Origin of the sequence: Halomonas sp. DQ26W (genome assembly GCF_003339685.1) — a bacterium.
Taxonomy (GTDB): domain Bacteria; phylum Pseudomonadota; class Gammaproteobacteria; order Pseudomonadales; family Halomonadaceae; genus Halomonas.
Genome location: NZ_QPKI01000022.1, coordinates 28,967 through 52,288, shown reverse-complemented (window position 1 = coordinate 52,288; position 23,322 = coordinate 28,967). Strand labels below are relative to the sequence as shown.

The following is a 23,322-nucleotide window of genomic DNA, read 5'->3' as shown; positions in this document are numbered from 1 at the left end:
AGGCAGCGATTTTCCGCTAAACAAGCATGCCTTTGGCGTGAGATACCTTGCAATCCATCGGAGCGGGTATTGATCAGCAGTCACTAAAGTTAAAGAGGCAGTCCCATGCCAGTAGCAGACAAGAGAACGGAAGCGCCCAAGAAATTCACCCCGTATGAGCCGGTCTCGGGTGAAGAGTACATGAACGAGCAGCAGCTGGAGCACTTCCGACAGATCCTGCTGGGCTGGAAACAGGAGCTCATGGAAGAGGTGGATCGCACCGTGCGTCATTTGCAGGAAGAGGCGAACAACTACGCCGACCCGGCCGATCGCGCCACGCAGGAAGAGGGCTTCAGTCTCGAACTGCGCACACGGGACCGTGAGCGCAAGCTGCTCAAGAAGATCCACGAGACCCTCGATAAGATCGACGAGGACGACTACGGCTTCTGTGAGGCCTGCGGCGTCGAGATCGGTATCCGCCGCCTTGAAGCTCGCCCCACCGCGACACTGTGCGTGGACTGCAAGACCCTAGCCGAGCTCAAGGAAAAACAGCTCGGCGGATGATGCCCCTTCAGTGAGCGTCATTTCGCTTCGCGACGGGCACCGCTGGGTGCCCGTTTGCATGTCGGCCACCGCTGCCAGGAGCCAGCCATGACCGGCTACCGCGGCCGCTTCGCACCCACCCCGTCCGGCGCGCTGCACTTCGGCTCGCTGATCGCCGCCCTGGCCAGTTTTCTCGATGCTCGCCGGGTGGGCGGTCATTGGCTGCTGCGCATCGAAGACATCGATCCGCCACGCTGCCCCCCGGGTGCCGCCGATACCATTCTGCGCCAGCTCGAGGCTTTCGGCCTGCACTGGGACGGCCCGACTCGCTGGCAGCACGACCGTGATGAGGCCTACGCGGCCGCCCTCGAACGCCTGAGGTCGCAAGACCTCGCCTACCCCTGCAGCTGTTCCCGCAAGCAGTGGCGCGACTTTCCGACCTACCCCGGCTGGTGTCGCCATGGCGTGCAGGAACCTGACAAGCCGTTAGCTTGGCGGCTGCGCAGCGACAAGGGGCTGCGTCCTGTCACGTGGCAGGATAGGCTGTTCAACACCCAGCGCTTCGACCCTGCCGCACTGGGTGATGTGGTACTCAAGCGCAAAGATGGCCTTTGGGCCTACCAGCTCGCCGTAGTGGTCGATGACGATGACCAGGGCATCACCGATGTGGTCCGTGGCTTCGACCTACTCGACAATACGCCATGGCAGCGCCAGCTGCAGCACGCCCTGGGTCTGGCAGAGCCACGCTACCTACATCTGCCACTGGTGATGAACCGCGACGGCCAGAAGCTCTCCAAGCAGAACCTGGCCCCGGCGCTTCCCGAAGACGAGAGAGCGATTCGTCCGCTGCTGCATCGTGCCCTGGCAACGCTGGATCAGGCCCCGCCCGAGACACTCGCCCTGGCGCCGGCCGCCGAACAGCTCGACTGGGCCATTGCCCACTGGGACGTGGATCGCATCCGACCCGAGGCCGCCCGGCCGGCCACCGATGCCGACATGGCCGCCCACACACCCTGAGCAAGGAGCACGCCGTGTACGTCTATCGCATCATGCTGCTGCTGGTGTTCGGGGGCTACCTGCTGTCGCCGCTGTTGATGAGCGGCTGGTCCAGCCCAGGTGTGGCCTGGTATCGCCCTTTTGTCATCTGGGGGATACTGATCGCGCTGACCCTCTGGCTGGAGCAGAAGAGGAAGCTGGATGAACAGTAGCCTGGCCAGCGTCTTCGCCCTGGGCACCAGCTACCTGCTGCTGATGTTCCTGTGTGCCCTGGCCGTGGAGCGCGGCTGGATCGGGCGACGGATTACCCGCCACCCCGCCGTCTATACCCTGGCGCTGGGAGTCTATGCCAGCGCCTGGGCGATCTATGGCAGCCTGGAGCTTGCCGCCAGCGAAGGCTACGGTTATCTCGCCTATTACCTGGGCGTAGCCGGTGCCTTCCTGCTGGCACCGGTCCTGCTGGTTCCCATCCAGCGCATGACCCATACCTACCAGCTCTCCTCCCTGGCTGACCTCTTTGCCTTCCGCTTCCGCTCGCGCTGGGTGGGCACTCTGGTAACGATCATCAGCCTGCTGGCGGTGCTGCCCTTGCTGGCGCTCCAGGTACAGACCCTGGGCGATGCCATCTACCTGATGACCGGCGCCGCCTCGCCCGCCTTGCTGGCACTGGCCTTCAGTGCCCTGATCGCCCTGTTCGCCATGCTCTTCGGCACACGCCACAGGCACCAGCACGCACGACACGACACACTGCTGGCCGTCATCGCCTTTACCTCGATCATCAAGCTCGGCGCCATGCTGGCCCTGGGCGGCATCGCCCTATTCGTCGTCTTCGATGGCCCCGCCGACCTTCAGCTCTGGCTGGATGGCCCCGGCCAGGCCTATCAGGCGGGTGTTGCGCAGCCCGACCCGGCCCACTGGCGCACGCTGCTGCTGCTGTTCTTCGCCGCGGCACTGCTGATGCCACATATCTTCCATATCACCTTTGCCGAAACACTCTCACGACACACCCTGCTCCAAGCCAGCTGGTCTCTGCCGCTGTTTCTGCTGCTGATGGCGCTACCGGTGCCGTTGATCCTGTGGGCCGGCCAGCGACTGGGGAGCGACCAATTGATCGGCTCCGCCTATCTGGCCTTCGGGCTATCGGATGCGTTCTGGGTACAGGCACTGGCCTTCATCGCCGGTCTGGCCGCTACCAGCGCGACCATGGTGATCATCGCCCTGGCGCTATCGGGAATGATCCTCAACCATGTCCTGCTGGTCGCCCACCCCCCAGAGGCCCAGCCCAACCTCTATCGCTGGCTACGCTGGCTGCGCCGCGGGCTGATCGCCATGGTGATCCTCAGCGGTTGGCTCTTCTACCAAACCGTCGGCGTCAATCATGACCTCACCACCCTGGGACTCGCCGCCTTTGTCGGCATGGCGCAGTGCCTGCCAGGACTGCTCGCCTTGCTCTACTGGCCGGGGGCCAACCGCAAAGGCATGGTATCGGGGCTGGCTGTCGGCACGCTGATCTGGCTCGTCGGGCTATGGCTGCCACTGCTTACCGATCTGCCTGCTCTAGTGCTGATACCGCCAGGGCTTGAGATGCTCGCTGGCGAGCCTGACTGGTACGTCGTGACCCTGGTCTCGCTGGCTGCCAACATCCTGACCTTTATCATCGTCTCGCTGGCCACCCACACTTCTCCCGGCGAGCGTGCCGCTGCCGAGGCCTGCTCGGTGGACGCTGTGATCCGCCCCAAGCGCCTACCCCTACTCGCCGCCACCGGCGAGGAGTTCAAGTTGCCCCTCGCCCGGGCACTCGGTGACGAAGTCGCCGAACGGGAAGTCGAACGAGCCCTTACCGACCTGGGGCTCTCCCCGCTGGACGGTCGGCCCTATGCACTACGCCGGCTACGCGACCGGATTCAGGCCAACCTCTCCGGCCTCATGGGCCCGTCGGTAGCTCAGGACATCGTCGATCGCTACCTGCCCTACCGGCGTGGCAGCCAGGAGCCAACCGACGACATTCACTTCGTCGAGAGCCGCCTGGAGGCCTATCGTTCTCGCCTTACCGGCCTGGCTCGGGAACTGGATGGGCTGCGCCGCTACCATCGTCGCATCCTTACCCGGCTGCCGGTGGGATTGTGCGCCTTCGGCGTCGACGACGAACTGCTAATGTGGAACGACGCCCTGGCAGAGCTCTCCGGCATCGACGGAAATAGTGTGGTAGGCGCCCGCCGCGATAGCCTCCCCACGCCCTGGGGAGAGCTCTTGAGCCGAGCCGAGCAGGACGATCATCTCTATAAACAGGCGGTGGACTTGGAGGACGGTACCCGTTACCTGACCCTGCACCGCGCCGAACTCAAGGCGGACGACGACGTTCGCGGCGGCACCGTGATCCTGATCGAGGACCACAGCGAGATGAAGTGGCTGGAGGACGAGTTGGTCCATGCGGCGCGACTCGCCTCCATCGGACAGCTTGCCGCCGGAGTGGCCCATGAGATCGGCAACCCCATCACCGGCATCTCGTCGCTGGCCCAGAACCTGCGCTATGACACCAGCGACCCCGACGTACTGGAAACCGCCGCCCAGATACAGCAGCTGACCGATCGTGTCTCGCGTATCGTCGGCTCGCTGGTGGGCTTTGCCCACGGTGGCCGACATATCAGCGGCACCGGCTTCGCCCCGGTCTCCATCGCTGCAGTCACCGATGAAGCGTTGCACTTGCTACAGCTGGCACGCTCGGGCGAGGATGTCAGGTATCATAACTTCTGCCCCGTAGAGCTGGAGACGATCGGCGATGCCCAGCGCCTACAGCAGGTGATGATCAACCTGCTGAGCAATGCCCGCGACGCCAGCGAGGCGGGTGGCAACATCGTCATTGCAGCGGAGCCGGAAGGCAGCCTGCTGAAGGTGACCGTCACCGACGAGGGCGAAGGGCTCGATGCCAGAGTCCGAGACCACCTGTTCGAGCCCTTCACGACCACCAAGCCGCCCGGCGAAGGAACTGGCCTGGGCCTGCCGTTGGTCTACAGCATCATCGCCGAGCACCATGGCAGAATCGAAATCGAGTCACCGCCCCCCGGGCATGAACGCGGCACCCGCATCTGCCTGTGGCTGCCCACCGAACGACAGGATGGTGAAGAAACCAATGAGCAGGATTCTGATCGTTGAAGACGAGGCCATCATTCGCACCGCGCTTCGTCGGCTGCTGGAGCGCCATGACTATCGTGTCAGTGAAGCCGGTTCGGTCGATGAGGCACTCGCCCTGGAGCCCCGGCACTTCGACCTGGTGATCAGCGACCTGCGGCTGCCCGGCGAGCCCGGAACCACTCTTATTGCCAGCGCCGCACCAGTTCCCGTGCTGATCATGACCAGCTATGCCAGCATGCGCTCGGCGGTCGAGGCCCTCAAGCAAGGCGCCGTCGATTACGTGGCCAAGCCCTTCGACCATGACGAACTACTCGAGACCGTGTCGCGGGTGCTGCATCAGCAATCCTCTCACCGCTCTCCTCCACCGGACATCACCGATGCTGGCGGCTCGCGCCAGCAGATGATCGGCGAATGCCAGGCCATGCAGGCCGTCTACACCCGCATCCGCAAGACGGCTCCCGCGGATGTCACGGTGTTGATTCAGGGCGAGTCGGGCACCGGCAAGGAACTGGTGGCCCGGGCCATTCATCAGCAGAGCAAGCGCGCCGCGGCAGCGCTGATCTGTGTCAACTGCGCTGCCATTCCCGAAACGCTGATCGAATCGGAGCTGTTCGGCCATGAAAAGGGCGCCTTCACCGGTGCCAGTGCCGCCCGCACGGGACTGGTGGAGGCCGCCGACGGCGGCACCCTGTTTCTCGATGAGATCGGTGAACTGCCCCTGGATGCCCAGGCACGCCTGCTGAGGGTGCTGCAGGAAGGCGAGATCCGCCGTATCGGCTCGGTGGAGACCCGGCATGTCGATGTGCGCCTGATCGCCGCCACCCACCGCGACCTGCGGGCCCTGTCAAAGACCGGCGAGTTCCGGCTCGATCTCTACTATCGCCTCAACGTGATGCAGATCGACCTACCGCCGCTGCGCGATCGAGACGAGGACGTCCTGACCATCGCCGATGTTCTGCTGGAGAAGGCGTGTCGCCGGCATGAGCGGGGTGGCCTACGTCTTTCCCGAGCGGCACGGCGGGAAATCTATGACTACCCCTGGCCGGGTAACGTACGCGAACTCGAGAACGCCCTGGAGCGCGGCGTGATTCTGGCCGAGGGCCATCTGATCCATCCCGATGACCTCGGCCTCAAGCCCGGACTCCCGGCCTCGCCCCGCCACCCGCCCGAACCGATGCCGCGAGCGGTCGAACCGGTCGATAGCGAACAGGACGAGAGCGGCGACGACCTCTCCCTCGAGGACTACTTCCAGCACTTCGTACTCGAGCACCAGGATCAAATGAGCGAGACAGAACTCGCCCAGAAACTGGGAATCAGCCGGAAATGCCTGTGGGAGCGCCGCCAGCGACTAGGCATTCCTCGCAAGAAGCAGGCCAGGCGCAACAGCGCCTGACCCGCCTGGGGCAGCAATCCTGGTTCACGCTGCCCGGCACCTTGATGGGCCCACAAGGGTCGTCTATGACTATTGTCCAAGCGCCGTTGGCACATGCCACCGGCGCTTTTTTGATGATTCTCCGGGATTTTTGCACCAGTTGTTACCTTCCCACCCAGAAATTGCCCCGATATGGTCAAGACCGGGTAACACCTACGAAGCGAGTTGGACCGTCCCACCTCACGGCCTGTCATAGACCGCTGTTTTTCAATGCCAATAAGCGTCATGGCATGTGGCGTGCAGTATTCATCGATAAGAAAAACAACATCCGGCTGTCACCCGCGCCAACAACAATAACAAGGCGGCCAGGAGAGACAGAGCCCGCGCCAACAATAACAAGGCGGGCTGTGAAAGGATGCGGAGGCGGGAGCAATAAGAACAAGCTCATCCCGATAGGCTCTGCCCTTCGATGCCTTCAACAAAAGCAACAATATTCGCTCGAAGCACCGGATCCCAGGACGCGACGCGCTCACACGCCTACCAACAAGAACAACGGCCTGAGAAGCGCACCTTCGGCAACAACATCAACAAGCCGAGGGGAGGCATATTCCTAATGCCGTCGTGGTTGGATTATTGTTTTGAATACGAGGCGGTCGCAACCAGGAACATCAACAATCACAACAACATTGCTTGCCTGTGAACTCTTGGTGACTGTGGTGCGTATTCAAGGCGATGTGCCATCACGAAGAAGAAACAGCCGCATGGATGCAGCATTTTTAGCTTGTCAGAGGAGGCCAATCGGCCTCCTCTTTTGCTGTTGGGCTACCTAGCGATTCGGCTCACCGCTTTGCAAGGTGTCGCTGGTCGACTACACTCAACAACTTTCGCAAACTGCGAGTCGATATCGCCGCATGTTCAAAGGATTTACCCGCTTTCTGCAGAGCCCTGGCGAGCATCTCAGGTCACTCTTCGGCCCCGAGGATGCTGCCACCGGCGAACAAGCCGGCCCGCGGATCATTCCGCGTAGTGAGCACCCCGTATCGCGCCAGCACTTCAGCGAGTCGGCGCTCAAGGTGCTCTATCGCCTGCACAATGCCGGCTATGAGGCCTACCTGGTCGGCGGCTGCATTCGTGATTCGCTTCTTGGCAGGATGCCCAAGGACTTCGATGTTGCCACCGATGCCACGCCGGAGCAGGTACGTGAGCTGTTTCGCAACTCGCGGATCATCGGCCGTCGCTTCCGCATCGTGCATGTGCGCTTCGGCCGCGAAGTGATCGAGGTCACTACCTTCCGGGGCAGGCCCAACGACGACCATGGCGACCACCTCGCCCAGCAGTCCGAGCACGGCCTGCTGCTGCGCGACAACGTCTGGGGTAACATCCAGGAAGATGCCGTGCGCCGCGACTTTACCGTCAATGCGCTCTACTACAGCATCGCCGACTTCTCGATTCATGACTTCGCCAACGGAGCTCGTGACATCGAGTCTCGTACCCTGCGCATGATCGGCGACCCGACGACACGTTACCGCGAGGACCCGGTGCGCATGCTGCGTGCGATTCGCTTCGCCGCCAAGCTCGAGTTCCATATCGCGCCAGACTCCGAAGCACCGATCCGGGAGCAGGCCCATCTGCTGCTGCAGATCCCCCCCGCTCGGCTGTTCGACGAGATACTCAAGCTGCTCATGGCCGGCCACGGCGTCGAAACCTTCCGCATGCTGCGCTACTACGGCCTGTTTACCATGCTGTTCCCCGAGACGGACGAAGCCATGGTTCAGCTCCCCTGGGCAGAAGGCCTGATCGAGGCGGCCCTGGCCAGCACCGACAAGCGGATTCGCGAAGAACGCCCAGTAACGCCTGCCTTCCTGTTTGCGGCACTGCTGTGGGGGCCCGTCCAACTGCGCCAGGCAGCGCTGGAAGCAGAGGGCATGCCACCCATTCCCGCCCTGCATCTAGGCTCTCAGCAGGTGCTGTCGCGCCAACTGAAGCATATCTCGATCCCCAAGCGCTTCAGCATGCCGATGCGTGACATCTGGGACCTGCAGCAACGCCTACCCCAGCGCCGCGGCAAGCGCGCAGTGCAGACCCGTGAACACCCGCGCTTCCGCGCTGCCTATGACCTCCTGCTGCTGCGGGAAGAGGCCAGCGAGGTCGAGCCCGGGCTCGGGGCCTGGTGGACCGCCTATCAGGAGGGCGACGAGCACGAGCAGCAGCGTCTGTTGGAGAAAGCCGGCGGCAACGCCACGCCCGGTGATCGCCCCAAACGCCGCCGACCCCGCAAACGCCGCCGGCGCAGCTCGCCTCCCGAGTCACCGTGACACCGCTGGTCGACGCCTACGTGGGGCTCGGCAGCAACCTCGACGAGCCCGAAGCGCAGGTCGCCCAGGCCCTTGAGGCGCTCGGCGAACTACCGTTGACCCATCGGCTCGATGCATCGAGCCTGTACGCCAGCCGCCCCCTCGGCCCCCAGGACCAACCCGATTTCGTCAATGCCGTGGCCCACCTGGCGACCCGGCTCTCACCGCTGGCGCTGCTCGATCAGTTGCAGGCGCTGGAACAGCGCCATCGCCGCGTTCGCCGACGTCACTGGGGTCCCCGCACCCTAGACCTGGACCTGCTATTGTTCGGGAAGCAGGTCATCGAGATGCCTCGGTTACGCGTGCCCCATCCCGAGATGAGCGCGCGTGTCTTTGTCATGGTCCCCCTCGCCGAGCTGTCCCCGGCGCTGATCTTGCCCGATGGCCGAGGCGTCAAGGCGCTGGCCGAGTCGCTGGCGTCACCGGACCTGATCAAAGTGTTACCTTAACTTTCGAGGTAGGTGTTACCCATCGACACCACGACCGCATTCTGGTAACAATCACGTCCACCGCAAGGCAGCGCGGCAAACCTCGGCCGACCCGAAGACAACACGAGAGCACGCCATGAAAACCGTCACCCTGAGCACGCTGCAGGCCCACAAGCGCGCAGGCGAAACCTTCAGTTGCCTGACAGCCTATGATGCCTCCTTTGCCAGGAGCGCGTCCGAGGCCGGCATCGATGTGCTGCTGGTCGGCGACTCCCTGGGCATGGTGCTGCAGGGCCATGCCAGCACCCTTCCGGTCACCCTTGACGATATCTGCTACCACACCCGCTGCGTGGCGCGTGGCAAGGGGCAAAGCCTGCTGATGGTCGACCTGCCTTTCATGAGCAACTCCAGCCAGGAGCGCCTGCTACAGGATGCCGGTGCGCTGATGCGTGCCGGTGCCGAACTTGTCAAAGTGGAAGGCGAAGCCTGGATGGCCGACGGCATACGTGAGCTGACACAACGGGGGGTGCCCGTCTGCGCTCACCTGGGGCTGACGCCACAAACCGTCTATCAGCTCGGCGGTTACAAGGTGCAGGGACGCGACGCCGAACGCGCCACGCAGATCCTCGAAGATGCCCGCACCCTGGTGGCGGCAGGTGCCTCGGTGATACTGCTTGAGTGCGTACCGGCCAGCCTCGGCCGAGCCATCACCGAGGCACTCGACGTGCCGGTGATCGGCATCGGTGCCGGCCCCGACACCGACGGCCAGATACTGGTGATGCATGACGTGCTGGGTGTGACCCACGGCCGCGTGCCACGCTTCGTCAAGAACTTCATGGCGGAGGCCGACGACATCCCGGGCGCCTTCCGTCGCTATCACGAGGACGTCAAGGCGCGACGCTTCCCGGCCGAGGAACATGGTTTCTAGGCTATGTTCGAAAAGTCGGCGAGCGAAGGTCAGGCAAGGCAAAAATCGGCGAAAAAGTGGAGTTTACGGGGTGTAAATGAGCATTTTGAGCCAATTTTTAACGCCGCATGGCCGAGCCCAGGCAGTTTTCGTACAAAGCCGGGTTCCCTCGTGACACCCTGGAGTTCTAGATGCGTACCCTGAGAGATATCCCTGCGCTGCGTGAGACCCTCGATGTGCATCGCCAACGTGGCCAGCGTATCGCCCTGGTACCGACGATGGGCAACCTGCACGCCGGGCACATTGCCCTGGTGGAGACCGCACGCCGCCACGCTGACGTATTGGTGGCGACGATCTTCGTCAATCCGCTTCAGTTCGGCCCCAGCGAGGACCTGGATTCCTACCCTCGCACGCTGGCCGACGATCAGGCCAAACTCGCAGAAGCGGGCTGCGACCTGCTGTTTACTCCCGATACGACAATGCTCTACCCACGCGGCCTGGACGACCAGACCCGGGTATGCGTGCCTGACGTCAGCGAGGGGCTGTGTGGCGGCGCAAGGCCCGGCCACTTCGACGGCGTATCCACCGTGGTGAGCATCCTGTTCAACCTGGTACAGCCCGACACGGCCTGCTTCGGTGAAAAGGACTATCAACAGCTGGCAGTGATTCGCAAGCTGGTGGAAGACCTGCACTTCCCCATCAAGATCGTCGGGGTGCCCATCGTGCGCGACGAGGATGGCCTGGCGCTCTCCTCGCGCAATGGTTACCTTGACCCTGACCAACGCGCCACCGCACCCCGGCTCTACCAGACGCTCTGCGAGCTGCGCGACGGCCTGGAGGCCGGCGAGCCGGTCGCCACCAGCCTTGAAGCAGGCCTGGCCCGACTGCGGCAGTATGGCTTCGAGCCGGACTACCTGGAGCTTCGCGCCACCGACCTGGCGCCGGTCACCGCGGCTACCCGGGATGCCGTGCTGCTCGTCGCCACCCGGCTGGGACCGACCCGCTTGATCGACAACCTGACCCTGACATTGCCGCGTTGATGCGGCGTTCGACGTGCACCCCTTGCACCGTATTCCGGAGGAAGCGCTTCCATGTACACCATCATGCTCAAGGCCAAGCTCCACATGGCCCGCGTCACTCATGCCGTACTCAACTATGAAGGCTCCTGTGCCATCGACGGAGACCTGCTGGACCTGTCGGGGTTACGCGAGAATGAGCAGATTCAGATCTATAACGTGGAGAACGGCCAGCGCTTCACCACCTACGCCATCCGCGCCGAGGAAGGCTCACAGGTGATCTCCATCAACGGTGCCGCCGCCCACCTGGCCGGCCCCGGCGACCGGGTAATCATCTGCAGCTATGCCCACTACAGCGATGCAGAAGTGGAAAATCACCAGCCAGCCCTGGTCTATTTGAAGGAAGGCAACGACGTCAGCCACACCAGCAATGCCATACCCGTTCAGCTCGTCTAACGGAAAGCCGTCATCGCCGGACAACCCATCGACCCCATTCACTGACGAATTTCACCCCATGGGGCATTGCCGCAGCGCACAAGCCTCGCCTATGCTGAGAGCGTTATAGTCCGCGACAGACTTAAGGAGAGTTTCCTATGCAAGATGTGGTAATCGTTGCCGCCCGCCGTACCGCCGTAGGGGCCTTCGGTGGCTCACTGGCCGGTATTCCCGCCAGCGACCTGGGCGCTCTGGTAATCAAGGATATCCTCGCCAGCACCGGCGTTTCCGGCGACCAGGTCGATGAGGTCCTCCTGGGCCAGGTCCTGACCGCCGGCGTGGGCCAGAACCCCGCTCGCCAGGCCGCCATCAAGGCCGGCCTGCCCGACACCGTGCCCGCCATGACCATCAACAAGGTCTGCGGCTCCGGCCTCAAGGCGCTGCACCTGGCCACCCAGGCAATCCGCTGCGGTGACGCGGAGCTGATTCTCGCCGGCGGCCAGGAAAACATGTCGGCATCCCCGCACGTACTACCCAATTCGCGCAACGGCCAGCGCATGGGTGACTGGAAGGCCGTCGACACCATGGTCCACGACGGCCTGTGGGATGCCTTCAACAACTACCACATGGGCATCACCGCCGAAAACCTGGCGGAGAAGTACGATATCACCCGCGAGCAGATGGACGAGTTCGCCGCGGCTTCCCAGCAGAAGGCTGCTGCCGCTATTCGTGATGGCAAGTTCAAGAGCCAGATCGTGCCGGTGGAAATTCCCCAGCGCAAGGGGGACCCGGTGGTCTTCGACACCGACGAAAACCCGCGCGAAGTGAGCGCCGACAAGCTCGGCGGCATGAGGCCAGCGTTCAAGAAGGATGGCACCATCACCGCCGGCAACGCCTCCTCACTCAACGACGGCGCCGCTGTGGTGATGATCTGCTCCGCCGAGAAAGCCAAGCAGCTGGGCCTTGAGCCGCTCGCCCGCATCGCTGCCTACGCCAACGCGGGCGTCGACCCGGCCATCATGGGCATCGGCCCTGCGCCGGCCACCCGCCGCTGCCTGGAGAAGGCCGGCTGGTCGCTGGAGGACCTCGACCTGGTCGAGGCAAACGAAGCCTTCGCCGCCCAGGCCCTGTCGGTCAACAAGGAGTTGGGCTGGGATGTCTCCAAGGTCAACGTCAACGGTGGCGCCATTGCCCTTGGCCACCCGATCGGCGCCTCCGGCTGCCGCGTGTTTGTGACCCTGCTGCACGAGATGATCGCGCGCGACGCCAAGAAGGGCCTGGCGACCCTATGCATCGGTGGGGGGCAGGGGGTTGCCCTCGCCATCGAGAGGTAAGGTCACACACTCCGCCAGGCGCCGGGAACAGATCTGAGCGGAGGTCTTTTGCCAGGGAAGGCAAAAGTAGCGCCCAGGGAGGGGTTTACAGCGCCTCCGCGTTGATCTGTTGCCGGAGAGCCGCGGCGACAAAAAACCGCCCCCATGGCCAGGCCATGGGGGCGGTTTTCGTTGGAACCCTGGCTGTCTCAGGCGACAGGTTCGGCTTCCGCCGCTTCGAAGGCGGCCTTCTCTTCCGGGGTGATCTCCTTGATGGAGAGCTTCACGCGGTTGCGGTTGTCGATGTCGAGCACCTTGACGATGGCCTCGTCGCCCTCGTTGAGGAAATCACGCACGTCGTTGACCCGCTCGGGCACGATCTGCGAGATGTGCACCAGCCCGTCGGTCCCTGGCATGATGTTGATGAAGGCACCGAAGTCGGCGATACGTACTACCTTACCGCGGTAGAGCTTGCCAATTTCCGCCTCGGCAGTGATCGCCAGCACGGTATCGATGGCCTTCTTGGCCGCAGCCTTGTCCTCGGCGTAGATGCGTACGGTACCGTCGTCGTCGAGATCGATGGAAGCACCGGTGTCTTCGCAGATCTTGCGAATGGTGGCACCGCCCTTGCCGATGACGTCGCGGATCTTGTCCGGATCGATCTTGATGGTCGCCATGGAGGGGGCGTTCTCGGACACCTCGGCCCGGCTCTGGGCGATCACGTCATTCATCTGCTGGAGTATGTTCAAGCGAGCCTGATTGGCCTGCTGCAGGGCCACCTCCATGATCTCCTCGTTGATGCCTTCGATCTTGATGTCCATCTGAAGGGCGGTGACACCTTCTGCGCTACCGGCCACCTTGAAGTCCATGTCGCCGAGGTGATCCTCGTCGCCCAGGATATCGGTTAGCACGGCGAAGCCATCGGCATCCTTGACCAGACCCATGGCGATACCTGCCACCGGAGCCTTCATCGGCACGCCGGCGTCCATCAGCGCCAGCGAGGAACCACACACCGACGCCATTGAGCTCGAACCGTTGGATTCGGTAATCTCGGAGACAACACGGATGGTATAGGGGAAATCCTCGGACGACGGCAACATGGCCTCGATGCTGCGACGTGCCAGGCGGCCGTGGCCGATCTCGCGACGCTTGGGCCCGCCCATGAAGCCGGCTTCACCGACACAATAGGGAGGGAAGTTGTAGTGCAGCATGAAGCGATCCTTGCGCTCCCCTTCCAGCGACTCGATCAGTTGAGCATCGCGTAGGGTGCCCAGGGTGGCAATGACGATTGCCTGGGTCTCGCCGCGGGTGAAGGTCGATGAACCATGGGTCTTGGGCAGGCTGCCCACTTCGATATTCAAAGGACGCACGGTCTTCTGATCGCGACCGTCGATACGCGGTTCCCCCTTAACCACCCGGGAGCGCACCACGCGCTTCTCCAGGCCGGCGAAGGCACCCTTGACCTCATCGGCGTCGAACTTGCCTTCGTCTTCACCGGCCAATTGCTCGACGGCCTCAGATTTCAGAGCGGAAAGCGCATCCTGACGAATCATCTTGTCGGTGATACGGTAGGCCTCACCCACCTTTGCCTCGAAGGCCTCGATCACAGCAGACTTCAGTGCGGTATTCTCGGCCGGGGGCTGCCAGTCCCACTTCGGCTTACCGGCCTCGGCGGTCAGTTCGTTGATGGCCTGGATGGCAACCTGCATTTCCTGGTGGCCATAGAGCACGGCGCCGAGCATTTCGTCCTCGAGCAGCTCCTTGGCTTCGGACTCCACCATCAGCACCGCTTTTTCGGTACCGGCGACGACCATGTTCAGCTCGGAGTTGGCAAGCTCCTCCACCGTGGGGTTGAGGAAGTAGCCCTTCTCCTCGTCGAAGCCGACGCGGGCCGCGCCGATGGGACCATTGAAGGGTACACCGGCGATGGACAGCGCCGCGGAGGTACCCAGCAGGGCGGCGATATCCGGATCATGGTTACGGTCGGTGGAGAGCACGGTACAGATCACCTGCACCTCGTTCATGAACCCCTTCGGGAACAGCGGACGGATCGGGCGATCGATCAAGCGAGAGGTAAGGGTCTCTTTCTCGGTGGGACGTCCCTCGCGCTTGAAGAAGCCGCCGGGGATCTTACCCACGGCGTAGGTCTTCTCCTGATAGAACACGGCCAGGGGAAAAAAGGGTTGATCGGGCCTGGCTTCTTTCTTGGCGACCACGGTGCAGAGCACAACGGTGTCGTCCATGGTGACCATCACGGCCCCGGTGGCCTGGCGGGCGATACGCCCGGTTTCCATGATGACGGTACTGCGACCGTACTGAAATGTTTTCTTGACCGGATTCACGGCGACTTCCTTCAACGTTACTTTTCTGTGTTTAGGTCGTTTTGACTCGGCGACCATTTTAGGGGTTGACGCGCGCCAGGGCCACCGGTTAGCGACATTTCCACAAGGCAATCGCGTATCGCCGCCTCTCGGGGCTAATCCGGCGACAGACCTGCGAGGAGGCGCTGCGAACCCATCCCTGGGCGCTACTTTTGCCTTCCCTGGCAAAAGACCTCCTCTCCGGCCTGCCCCCAGCGCCCCTTAGGTCATGGATGCAGAAAGCAAAACGGGCAGCCCCGGAGGGGCTACCCGTTTCGAATGATCTGAAGAAAAGGGTGATTTCGCGTTACGAGCGACGAGAGGCTGGTTGCCGCCGGAGCGCAGGAACCGGAGTGTAGCCCGCTACATGAGGATTCCGAGCACCGCCGGCGACCAGGATATCGAGCGCAGTAGCGAAATACCCTTTTCTTAGCGACGCAGGCCCAGACGCTGGATCAGTGCCTGATAGCGCTCGAAGTCCTTACGCTTAAGGTAGTCAAGCAGCTTGCGGCGCTGGTTGACCATGCGGATCAGGCCACGACGTGAGTGGTGATCCTGCTTATTGGTCTTGAAGTGATCCTGCAGCCCGTCGATGTTGGCGCTGAGCAGGGCTACCTGCACTTCGGGGGAACCGGTGTCGTTATCACCACGACCGTATTCATTGACGATCTCAGCTTTCTTTTCGGCGGTAAGTGCCATCTTTCTCTCCAGTAAGCAATATGCCTGAGTAATGAATGTCGGAGACCACGCATATTTGCAGTCTCCACGCCTGCGCCCGAAGGCGCTGGTCTCACACCGAGTCCACCGTGGCGGTACTCAGCAGGCGGCGTGGGACGATTTCCCCTGCCACCCTGACCACGCCGAGACCGATGAAGATCCCGTCGTGATAGAGTCTTGTCGTCGCACCCGGCACCATGGCGTTGGGCACGACAATGGCCGACTGCCCGTGTTGCAGACGCCCCGCAGCCTCGGCATCGAGGTCGAGCGACGGCAGATGCTCGACCAGCACATCGACCGGCAGCAGCCTTGCCTCGAGGTCGGCCTGGCCTGGCTGGGCCTCCAGCCCCTCGAAGGCAACCATGTCGCTGGCGTCGAAGGGCCCGGTCTTGAGCCGCCGCAGCGCCGTGATATGGGCGCCGCATCCGAGCGCCCGACCGATGTCCTCGGCCAGGGTACGAATGTAGGTACCCTTGCTACAGCGCACTTCCAGCGCAAATCCATCGCCATCATGAGCCAGAAGGCGCGCATCATACACCGTCACGCGACGGGCTGCACGCTCCACCGTCTTGCCCTCGCGGGCCAATTCGTAGAGCTTGCGGCCCTGATGCTTGAGCGCCGAGTACATCGGCGGAACCTGCTCGATATCGCCACGAAACCGCTCAAGCACCCTCTCCAGGTCCCTCTCGCTCAGCACCGGTACTAAATGGCGTTCGACCACCTCGCCCTCTGCGTCACCGGTATCGGTCACCACACCCAACTGGATGCGGGTACGATAAACCTTGTCGGCCTCCAGCAGGAACGATGAGAATTTGGTCGCCTCGCCGAAGCAGACCGGCAACAGCCCGGTCGCCATGGGGTCGAGCGTACCGGTATGGCCCGCCTTCTGCGCCTGAAACAAGCGCCGGGCACGCTGCAGGGCATGGTTGCTCGACGCACCCTGGGGCTTGTCGAGCAGCAGCACCCCGTTCACCGGCAGACCGCGGCGGCGACGCGCCATCAGTCCCTCTCGTCCTCGTTGCCGCCATGCGCCTGGCCGTCAGCGACGTCGCCGTCTTGATTGCCAGCAGCCTCGCCGTCCTCCGCCGCGTTACGGGCACGATCGCGGGAGACCGCCTCGTCGATCAGCGACGACAGCCGCTGGCCACGCACCACACTTTCATCGTAATGAAAGCGCAGCTCCGGAACGTGGCGCAGTTTGATGCGCCGGGCGACCTGGCTGCGCAGGAAACCAGCGGCCTGCTTGAGCACCTTGAGGTTTTCCCGGATGCGCTCGGGGTCCTCCTCGCCCAGCAGGGTCACGTGGACGTCAGCATAGCCGAGGTCACGGCTGACCGTGACCCCGCTGACGGTGACCATCCCCAGGCGCGGGTCCTTGACCTCGCGCTGGATCAGTACCGCCAGTTCTTTCTGTAGCTGATCGCCGACACGGTCGGTACGCTTGAATTCGCGCATGCTCGACTCCTCGGCCGGTTAAAGCGTCCGCTCGACCTTGACCTGATCGAAGACCTCGATCTTGTCGCCAACCTGAACGTCGTTGTAGTTCTTCACGCCGATGCCACACTCCATGCCGTTACGCACTTCGTTGACGTCGTCCTTGAAGCGACGCAGCGACTCGAGCTCGCCTTCGTAGATGACCACGTTGTCGCGTAGCACGCGGATCTTCTTGTTGCGATGCACGCTGCCCTCGACCACCATGCAGCCCGCCACGGCGCCGATCTTCGGTGCGCGGAAGACATCACGAACCTCGGCCACGCCGACGATCTCCTCCTTCCACTCCGGTGCCAGCATGCCGCTCATGGCCTGCTTGACCTCGTCGATCAGCTGATAGATCACGCTGTAATAGCGCAGATCCAGGCCTTCACGCTCGATGATTTCACGGGCGGCGGCGTCGGCACGAACATTGAAGCCGACCACGATGGCCTCGGAAGCTAGCGCCAGATTGGCATCGGTACCGGTGATGCCGCCCACGCCGGAGGAGACCACAGCCACTTCGACTTCGCCGGTGGAGAGCTCTTCCAGAGCGCCCTTGATCGCTTCCAGCGAGCCCTGCACATCGGCCTTCAGCACGATGTTGACCTTGGCCACCTCGTCCTGACCCATCTGGCTGAACATGTTCTCCAGCTTGGCCTTCTGCTGACGCGCCAGACGCACTTCGCGATACTTGCCCTGACGGAAGTTGGCGACCTCGCGAGCCTTCTTCTCGTCGGCCACAACCATGAAGTCGTCACCGGCATCCGGGGTACCGTCGAGGCCTTGGATCTCCACCGGCATCGCCGGACCCACTGCGTCGACCTGATGGCCAAGCTCGTTGGTCAGGGCACGCACGCGGCCATAATGCAGGCCTGCCAGGACGATGTCGCCCTTGCGCAGGGTGCCGTTCTGGACCAGCACCGTGGCCACCGGGCCGCGACCCTTGTCCAGACGCGACTCGACCACAACACCCTTGCCGGGTGCCTCGGGCACCGCCTTGAGCTCGAGCACTTCGGAAACCAGCTGGATCGCTTCCAGCAGCTCCTCGATGCCGTCACCGGTCTTGGCCGAGACGTGAACGAACTGGGTATCGCCACCCCACTCCTCGGAAATGACCCCGTGCTGGGAGAGCTCGTTGCGAATACGGTCGAAGTCCGCACCTTCCTTGTCGATCTTGTTGACCGCCACCACCATCGGCACTTCTGCTGCCTTGGAGTGCTCGATCGCCTCGACCGTCTGGGGCATGACGCCATCATCGGCCGCGACCACCAGGATGACCACGTCGGTGGCCTTGGCACCACGCGCACGCATTGCGGTGAACGCCGCGTGACCCGGGGTATCGAGGAAGGTCACACCGCCATGGTTGTCTTCCACATGATAGGCGCCGATATGCTGGGTAATGCCACCAGCCTCGCCGGTCGCCACCTTGGCCTTGCGAATATAGTCAAGCAGCGAGGTCTTGCCGTGGTCGACGTGACCCATGACCGTGACCACCGGCGAACGGGTGATCTCCTCGCCCTCGTAGGAGATGCCGGACAGCACTTCGGTTTCCAGCGCATCGTCCTTGACCAGCTTGGGCTTGTGGCCCATCTCCTCGACCACGATGGCCGCGGTGTCCTGATCGATGGTCTGGTTGATGGTCACCGCCGCCCCCATGGTGAACATCGCCTTGATGACCTCGTTCGCCTTGATCGACATCTTGTCGGCAAGCTCAGCAACGCTGATCGACTCGGGGATGGAGACTTCACGAACGATCGGCTGCGTCGGCTTCTGGAAACCGTGCTGACCACCGCCCTGGGTGCCACCGCGACGGCTGCCACGACGCTCAGAGCGCTTGGCCTTCTTGGCGACGCCACCACGACGACGCTCCTCGCGGTCGCCGCGATCCTCATCGTCTCGACCACGCCCCTTCTTGGCAGTCGTCTTCTTAGGCGGCGCCGTGCGTCGGTCGCTGCGCCCCTCCTTGGGCGGAGCCGGAGGCTCAGCCGAAGGCTCCGACTGATCCAGTTCGGGGACCGGTACCGGCGGCACCTCGGCGAGCTTGGCAGGCTGCTCGACGGGTACGGGTGCTGCGATCTCAGCCTTGGCGGCCTCCTCGCGGGCCTGCCGCTCGGCAGCACGCTCCTTGGCATCCTCGGCATCTTGCGCTTCGCGCTTTGCCCGCGAATCCGCCATGTCGCCCACCAGCTGGCGCGGACCGGCATCTTCCGCCGACTCGGGTGGCGGCGCCTCATCCTCGGCGCGCTTGACGTAGGTACGCTTCTTGCGCACCTGCACCTCAATGGTCTTGCCCCGCTCACCGGTCTTGATGCGGCTCCTGGTCTTGCGGGTCAGGGTAATGCGATTCTTGGCCCCTGCACCGCCGCTGCCACCATGGCTCTTGGTGAGATAGTCGAGCAGCTGACGCTTGTCCTCCTCTGACACCGCATCCGTCTCGACCTTGTGCTCGAGCCCGGCTTCTTTCATCTGTTCCAGCAGGCGGGGGACGTCGCGCCCCACCTTCGCTGCAAAATCTTTAACGGTCATTTCTGACATGTTGACCCTCCTCAGCCCGTGACCCGTTTACTGTTCGTTCTCGAACCAGGGCGCACGGGCAGTCATGATCAGTGATGCAGCGCGCTCCTCGTCCATGCCCTCGATGTCCATCAGATCGTCGACGGACTGCTCGGCGAGGTCCTCCATGGTGACAATGCCGCGACTAGCCAGGATGAAGGCTAGATGACGCTCCATGCCCTCCATTTCCAGCAGGTCCTCGGCCGGCTGAGCACCGTCCAGCTCCTCTTCGGAGGCGATGGCCAGGTTCAGCAGTTCATCCTTGGCACGCGCACGCAGCTCTTCCACCAGTTCCTCATCGAGCTCCTCGATTTCAAGAATTTCCTCGAGGGGCACGTAGGCGATCTCTTCCAGCGTGGTGAAACCCTCCTCCACCAGCAGCCTGGCGAGATCATCCTCAATCTCCAGATGCTGGATGAAATGCTCGACCAGGCTGTCGATCTCCTGCTCTCGCTTGTCTTCGGCCTCGCCCTCGGTCATGACATTGATCCGCCATCCGGTGAGCTCCGAGGCCAACCGCACGTTCTGGCCGCTGCGACCGATGGCCTGGGCCAGATTGTCCTCGGCAACAGCCACGTCCATGGCGTGGGCGTCCTCATCGACGAGGATCGAGCCGACATCCGCCGGCGCCATGGCGTTGATCACCAACTGGGCGGGGTTGTCGTCCCATAGAATGATATCGACCCGCTCGTTCTGCAGCTCACTGGATACCGCCTGCACCCGGGAGCCACGCATACCGACACATGCGCCCACGGGGTCGATGCGCCGGTCGTTGGTCTTGACCGCGATCTTGGCCCGGGAACCGGGGTCGCGGGCTGCTCCCTTGATTTCGATGAGCTGCTCGGCGATTTCCGGCACCTCGATCTGGAACAATTCGATGATCAGTTCGGGGCAGGTGCGCGACAGAATCAGCTGAGCCCCACGTGCGTCGGCATCGACCTTGGTCAGCAGTGCCCGCACCCGATCATTCATGCGATAGCGCTCGCCCGGAATCATTTCGCTGCGGGGCAGGAACGCCTCGGCGTTATCGCCCAGGTCGATGATCAGGCCATCGCGCGTGGTCTTCTTGACGATACCGGCAACCAGTTCCCCCTCGCGCTCGGCGTACTGGCGAACCACCTCGGCACGCTCGGCCTCGCGCACCTTCTGCACGATGACCTGCTTTGCGGTCTGGGCGGCGATACGACCGAAAGCAGCATTCTCGATCTGCTCCTCGACCACATCGCCCCGCGTAAGCGGCGGGTCGCGGCGCTCGGCGAAGGACTCCTTGATCTCAGCGTCGGGATTCTCGAACTCGTCGTCCTCCACCACTTGCCAGCGGCGGAATGTCTCGTACTCGCCAGTGTAGCGATCGATATGGACGCGCACGCTGACTTCCCGACCCTCGAAGCGCTTGCGTGACGCGCTGGCCAGGGCCGCCTCGACGGCCTCGAAGATCACGTCGCGGGGCACGCCTTTTTCATTGGAAATCGCATCGACGACCGTCAGTATTTCTTTACTCATGCCTTTGCCTCGCCAGAAAACCTGTCCATATGCATCGACCTCTGTCCTCGACCTAAGCTCTTGAGCTCAGCCTTCAAACCGGGGCACAACACGTGCCTGGTCAATGCTTTCGATGGGAAAGCAATACTCTTCACCGTCCTGCTGCAACAGCACCTCATCCTCCTCGATGCCGGCCAGCAGCCCCTGGAACTTGCGTCGCCCATCGAAGGGTACCCGCAGCTTCAACGCCACATCATGACCCGCATAGCGAGCGAAGTGATCCAGGGTGAAGAGCGGACGGTCCATGCCCGGCGACGAGACCTCCAGGCGATATTCACCCGGTATAGGGTCTTCCACGTCGAGTACGGCACTGATCTGGCGACTGATATCAGCGCAGTGGTCCACGCTCACACCCTCGGCATGATCAATGTAGATCACGAGACGGGAATGCTTGCCCTGGGGGCGATAGTCGATACCCCAGAGCTCGAATCCCATGGCGGTGACCACCGGCTCGATCAGCGCATACAGCGCAGCGTCCTTGAGTGCCACAGAGAAAGCTCCTAGAGCCGTTGCATCAGGCACCTGGCCGGGAGTAAGCAGGAAAGCTAGGTGGCTGATTGGCGTTGCCCGGATAAGCGCTGCCGGCCCGAGCCGACAGTTAGCTGCTAACAAAAAGCCCCTTCACAGGAAGGGGCCTTTCACAAAAAACCTGTAGTACCACTTCCTTGCTCATCACTGTCTCGCAAGACAGCTGATCGGAAGATGGTAGCGGGGACCGGATTTGAACCGATGACCTTCGGGTTATGAGCCCGACGAGCTACCAGACTGCTCCACCCCGCAACATTCCAGGTCGGCGATTGTAGGTGCCTGATGCGCTTGAGTCAAGCAGCGATGGTGCCTACTCCCGTTCTCTTACAACCTTCCTGGTGCCAATCCTACTTCTGTCGTCTCGCAATCCCTTGCTGCTCACTCGGATCACGGCGTTTCAGATGGTGCCGAAGGCGGGACTTGAACCCGCACGACCTTACGGTCACTACCCCCTCAAGATAGCGTGTCTACCAATTCCACCACTTCGGCTTTCTTGATGACTGGAGCAACAACCTTAGTTGTTGCTTTCTTCCAGTACTGGCGCGGCATTATCCACGTCACGGGCGCCGTCGTCAAGGGTCGGCACGCCGTTCCGCTGATCGATCAGACGAGCATCGGGGATACCGACTTCCGGCGCCTGAGCTTGAGTGGCGTACCAGGCCAGGGCCAGCGACGTGGCGAAGAAGGTGAACGCCAGCACTGCCGTGGCACGGGACAGGAAGCCGCCACTGCCCCGAGAGCCGAATACGGTCTGGGAGGCCCCGCCACCGAAGGCGGCACCGGCTTCGGCGCCCTTGCCCTGCTGCAGCAGGATGAGGACGACCAGGGCGATGGCGATCACCACATGGATCATGAGAATGGCAACTTGCATGGATTCAACCTGCTGACTGACAAATGGCTAGAAAATCGTCGACCTTGAGCGAAGCACCGCCCACTAGGCCGCCGTCGATGTCCGGCTGGGACAGCAGCTCAGCCGCGTTGTTCGCGTTCATGCTGCCGCCGTAAAGCAATCGCATCCCTGCCGCCAGGTCGCGATCGAAACCGGCCTGGTACTTGCGAATCCCGGCCATGACTTCCTGGGCCTGCTCGGGGGTCGCCGTACGTCCGGTGCCGATCGCCCACACCGGCTCGTAAGCGATGACGACTCGCCGGCGCTGCTCGGGCTCCAGGCGCGCCATCACGTAGCCCACCTGTCCCAGCACCATTTCCATGGTACGTCCCGCATCTCGCTCTTCGAGGCTCTCGCCCACGCAGAGAATCGGAGTGATGTCGACGCCCAGCGCTGCCAGCAGCCGATCATGCACGGCCTCGTCGTTCTCGCGATAGAGCTGGCGACGCTCGGAGTGCCCCACCAGCGCACACTTGACGCCGAACTCCCGAAGCATCTGACCGCTCACCTCACCGGTGAGGGCACCGGAATGCAATGGATTCAACGTCTGGGCACCCAGCGTGAGCGAAGTATTGTCGAAGGCCCGCTGCGCCATGTCCAGATAGGGGAAGGGCGGCAGTACAACCACATCCAGCGACGCCGGTAGCACAGCACGCAGAAACGCACGTCCGAAATCCTCGACCAGAGTAGCCGAGCCGTTCATCTTCCAGTTCCCGGCAATCAGCGGCGTTCGCATGCTGCGTCCTCTTTCAAAGTGGTGCGAAATGGTATAGGAGGTGCCGAGC

20 protein-coding genes and 2 tRNA genes are annotated in these 23,322 nt (G+C 62.9%); 11 read left to right on the top strand and 11 right to left on the bottom strand.

Annotated elements, in window-relative coordinates; all coding sequences use genetic code 11:
• Positions 1-105 precede the first annotated feature (105 nt).
• The 11 genes from dksA to DU490_RS12215 all read left to right on the top strand — a co-directional run bounded on the left by dksA (position 106) and on the right by DU490_RS12215 (position 12,496).
• On the top strand, positions 106-543 hold the full coding sequence (gene dksA / locus DU490_RS12260; RefSeq protein ID WP_114574573.1) for an RNA polymerase-binding protein DksA: 438 nt from the start codon (positions 106-108) through the stop codon (positions 541-543).
• Positions 544-630: 87 nt separating this feature from the next.
• Positions 631-1,539, top strand: coding sequence for a tRNA glutamyl-Q(34) synthetase GluQRS (gene gluQRS / locus DU490_RS12255; protein ID WP_114574572.1), 909 nt, complete (start codon positions 631-633; stop codon positions 1,537-1,539).
• Positions 1,540-1,553: 14 nt separating this feature from the next.
• Positions 1,554-1,730: a hypothetical protein gene (locus tag DU490_RS17215; RefSeq protein WP_043517015.1), complete on the top strand. Its 177-nt coding sequence runs from the start codon at positions 1,554-1,556 to the stop codon at positions 1,728-1,730.
• On the top strand, positions 1,720-4,671 hold the full coding sequence (locus DU490_RS12250) for an ATP-binding protein (protein WP_114574571.1): 2,952 nt from the start codon (positions 1,720-1,722) through the stop codon (positions 4,669-4,671). Before DU490_RS17215 ends, DU490_RS12250 begins: the two co-directional genes overlap by 11 nt.
• Entirely contained in the window at positions 4,649-6,043 is a 1,395-nt protein-coding gene (locus DU490_RS12245; RefSeq protein WP_114574570.1) for a sigma-54 dependent transcriptional regulator, read from the top strand. The genes DU490_RS12250 and DU490_RS12245 overlap by 23 nt, the downstream gene beginning before the upstream one ends.
• 890 nt (positions 6,044-6,933) lie before the next feature.
• Positions 6,934-8,337 (top strand): polynucleotide adenylyltransferase PcnB, encoded by a 1,404-nt coding sequence (gene pcnB, locus DU490_RS12240; RefSeq protein ID WP_114574569.1) that lies wholly within the window; start codon positions 6,934-6,936, stop codon positions 8,335-8,337.
• Positions 8,334-8,825 (top strand): 2-amino-4-hydroxy-6-hydroxymethyldihydropteridine diphosphokinase, encoded by a 492-nt coding sequence (gene folK / locus DU490_RS12235; protein ID WP_404872847.1) that lies wholly within the window; start codon positions 8,334-8,336, stop codon positions 8,823-8,825. Before pcnB ends, folK begins: the two co-directional genes overlap by 4 nt.
• Before the next feature lie 115 nt (positions 8,826-8,940).
• The gene (panB, locus tag DU490_RS12230; protein WP_114574568.1) at positions 8,941-9,732 is read left to right on the top strand and encodes a 3-methyl-2-oxobutanoate hydroxymethyltransferase; all 792 of its coding nucleotides are present in this window, start codon (positions 8,941-8,943) and stop codon (positions 9,730-9,732) included.
• Positions 9,733-9,902: 170 nt separating this feature from the next.
• Positions 9,903-10,751 (top strand): pantoate--beta-alanine ligase, encoded by an 849-nt coding sequence (gene panC, locus DU490_RS12225; RefSeq protein WP_114574567.1) that lies wholly within the window; start codon positions 9,903-9,905, stop codon positions 10,749-10,751.
• Positions 10,752-10,802: 51 nt separating this feature from the next.
• On the top strand, positions 10,803-11,183 hold the full coding sequence (gene panD, locus DU490_RS12220; RefSeq protein ID WP_114574566.1) for an aspartate 1-decarboxylase: 381 nt from the start codon (positions 10,803-10,805) through the stop codon (positions 11,181-11,183).
• Positions 11,184-11,320: 137 nt separating this feature from the next.
• The gene (locus tag DU490_RS12215) at positions 11,321-12,496 is read left to right on the top strand and encodes an acetyl-CoA C-acetyltransferase (protein ID WP_114574565.1); all 1,176 of its coding nucleotides are present in this window, start codon (positions 11,321-11,323) and stop codon (positions 12,494-12,496) included.
• Between the two features lie 188 nt (positions 12,497-12,684).
• On the opposite strand, the gene pnp is transcribed toward DU490_RS12215, so the two are convergent.
• The 11 genes from pnp to tpiA all read right to left on the bottom strand — a co-directional run bounded on the left by pnp (position 12,685) and on the right by tpiA (position 23,273).
• On the bottom strand, positions 12,685-14,817 hold the full coding sequence (gene pnp / locus DU490_RS12210) for a polyribonucleotide nucleotidyltransferase (RefSeq protein ID WP_181870032.1): 2,133 nt from the start codon (positions 14,815-14,817) through the stop codon (positions 12,685-12,687).
• A 447-nt stretch (positions 14,818-15,264) separates the two neighbouring features.
• The gene (gene rpsO, locus DU490_RS12205; protein WP_114574563.1) at positions 15,265-15,534 is read right to left on the bottom strand and encodes a 30S ribosomal protein S15; all 270 of its coding nucleotides are present in this window, start codon (positions 15,532-15,534) and stop codon (positions 15,265-15,267) included.
• 91 nt (positions 15,535-15,625) lie between these two features.
• The gene (gene truB, locus DU490_RS12200; RefSeq protein ID WP_114574562.1) at positions 15,626-16,552 is read right to left on the bottom strand and encodes a tRNA pseudouridine(55) synthase TruB; all 927 of its coding nucleotides are present in this window, start codon (positions 16,550-16,552) and stop codon (positions 15,626-15,628) included.
• Entirely contained in the window at positions 16,552-17,007 is a 456-nt protein-coding gene (gene rbfA / locus DU490_RS12195) for a 30S ribosome-binding factor RbfA (RefSeq protein ID WP_114574561.1), read from the bottom strand. Before rbfA ends, truB begins: the two co-directional genes overlap by 1 nt.
• Positions 17,008-17,025: 18 nt before the next feature.
• Complete coding sequence (gene infB / locus DU490_RS12190; protein WP_114574560.1) at positions 17,026-19,560, bottom strand: translation initiation factor IF-2; 2,535 nt, start codon at positions 19,558-19,560, stop codon at positions 17,026-17,028.
• Between the two features lie 27 nt (positions 19,561-19,587).
• A complete protein-coding gene (gene nusA, locus DU490_RS12185; protein WP_114574559.1) occupies positions 19,588-21,081 on the bottom strand; it encodes a transcription termination factor NusA in 1,494 nt (497 codons plus the stop codon).
• A 66-nt stretch (positions 21,082-21,147) separates the two neighbouring features.
• The gene (rimP, locus tag DU490_RS12180) at positions 21,148-21,609 is read right to left on the bottom strand and encodes a ribosome maturation factor RimP (protein WP_114574558.1); all 462 of its coding nucleotides are present in this window, start codon (positions 21,607-21,609) and stop codon (positions 21,148-21,150) included.
• A 214-nt stretch (positions 21,610-21,823) separates the two neighbouring features.
• Positions 21,824-21,900: transfer RNA gene (locus tag DU490_RS12175), tRNA-Met, on the bottom strand.
• A gap of 150 nt (positions 21,901-22,050) precedes the next feature.
• Positions 22,051-22,137: transfer RNA gene (locus DU490_RS12170), tRNA-Leu, on the bottom strand.
• Between the two features lie 25 nt (positions 22,138-22,162).
• Entirely contained in the window at positions 22,163-22,519 is a 357-nt protein-coding gene (gene secG / locus DU490_RS12165; protein WP_114574557.1) for a preprotein translocase subunit SecG, read from the bottom strand.
• A 4-nt stretch (positions 22,520-22,523) separates the two neighbouring features.
• Positions 22,524-23,273, bottom strand: coding sequence for a triose-phosphate isomerase (tpiA, locus tag DU490_RS12160; RefSeq protein WP_114574556.1), 750 nt, complete (start codon positions 23,271-23,273; stop codon positions 22,524-22,526).
• Between the last annotated feature and the right edge of the window lie 49 nt (positions 23,274-23,322).

What these genes read in the sequence shown, in the direction of transcription:
- panC (WP_114574567.1), top strand. Translation starts at nt 9,903, where the DNA reads ATGCGTACCCTGAGAGATATCCCTGCGCTGCGTGAGACCCTCGATGTG.
- gluQRS (WP_114574572.1), top strand. Translation starts at nt 631, where the DNA reads ATGACCGGCTACCGCGGCCGCTTCGCACCCACCCCGTCCGGCGCGCTG.
- dksA (WP_114574573.1), top strand. Translation starts at nt 106, where the DNA reads ATGCCAGTAGCAGACAAGAGAACGGAAGCGCCCAAGAAATTCACCCCG.
- truB (WP_114574562.1), bottom strand. Translation starts at nt 16,552, where the DNA reads ATGGCGCGTCGCCGCCGCGGTCTGCCGGTGAACGGGGTGCTGCTGCTC.
- rpsO (WP_114574563.1), bottom strand. Translation starts at nt 15,534, where the DNA reads ATGGCACTTACCGCCGAAAAGAAAGCTGAGATCGTCAATGAATACGGT.
- pcnB (WP_114574569.1), top strand. Translation starts at nt 6,934, where the DNA reads ATGTTCAAAGGATTTACCCGCTTTCTGCAGAGCCCTGGCGAGCATCTC.
- panD (WP_114574566.1), top strand. Translation starts at nt 10,803, where the DNA reads ATGTACACCATCATGCTCAAGGCCAAGCTCCACATGGCCCGCGTCACT.
- secG (WP_114574557.1), bottom strand. Translation starts at nt 22,519, where the DNA reads ATGCAAGTTGCCATTCTCATGATCCATGTGGTGATCGCCATCGCCCTG.
- nusA (WP_114574559.1), bottom strand. Translation starts at nt 21,081, where the DNA reads ATGAGTAAAGAAATACTGACGGTCGTCGATGCGATTTCCAATGAAAAA.
- tpiA (WP_114574556.1), bottom strand. Translation starts at nt 23,273, where the DNA reads ATGCGAACGCCGCTGATTGCCGGGAACTGGAAGATGAACGGCTCGGCT.
- DU490_RS12250 (WP_114574571.1), top strand. Translation starts at nt 1,720, where the DNA reads ATGAACAGTAGCCTGGCCAGCGTCTTCGCCCTGGGCACCAGCTACCTG.
- DU490_RS12245 (WP_114574570.1), top strand. Translation starts at nt 4,649, where the DNA reads ATGAGCAGGATTCTGATCGTTGAAGACGAGGCCATCATTCGCACCGCG.
- DU490_RS12215 (WP_114574565.1), top strand. Translation starts at nt 11,321, where the DNA reads ATGCAAGATGTGGTAATCGTTGCCGCCCGCCGTACCGCCGTAGGGGCC.
- panB (WP_114574568.1), top strand. Translation starts at nt 8,941, where the DNA reads ATGAAAACCGTCACCCTGAGCACGCTGCAGGCCCACAAGCGCGCAGGC.
- rbfA (WP_114574561.1), bottom strand. Translation starts at nt 17,007, where the DNA reads ATGCGCGAATTCAAGCGTACCGACCGTGTCGGCGATCAGCTACAGAAA.
- infB (WP_114574560.1), bottom strand. Translation starts at nt 19,560, where the DNA reads ATGTCAGAAATGACCGTTAAAGATTTTGCAGCGAAGGTGGGGCGCGAC.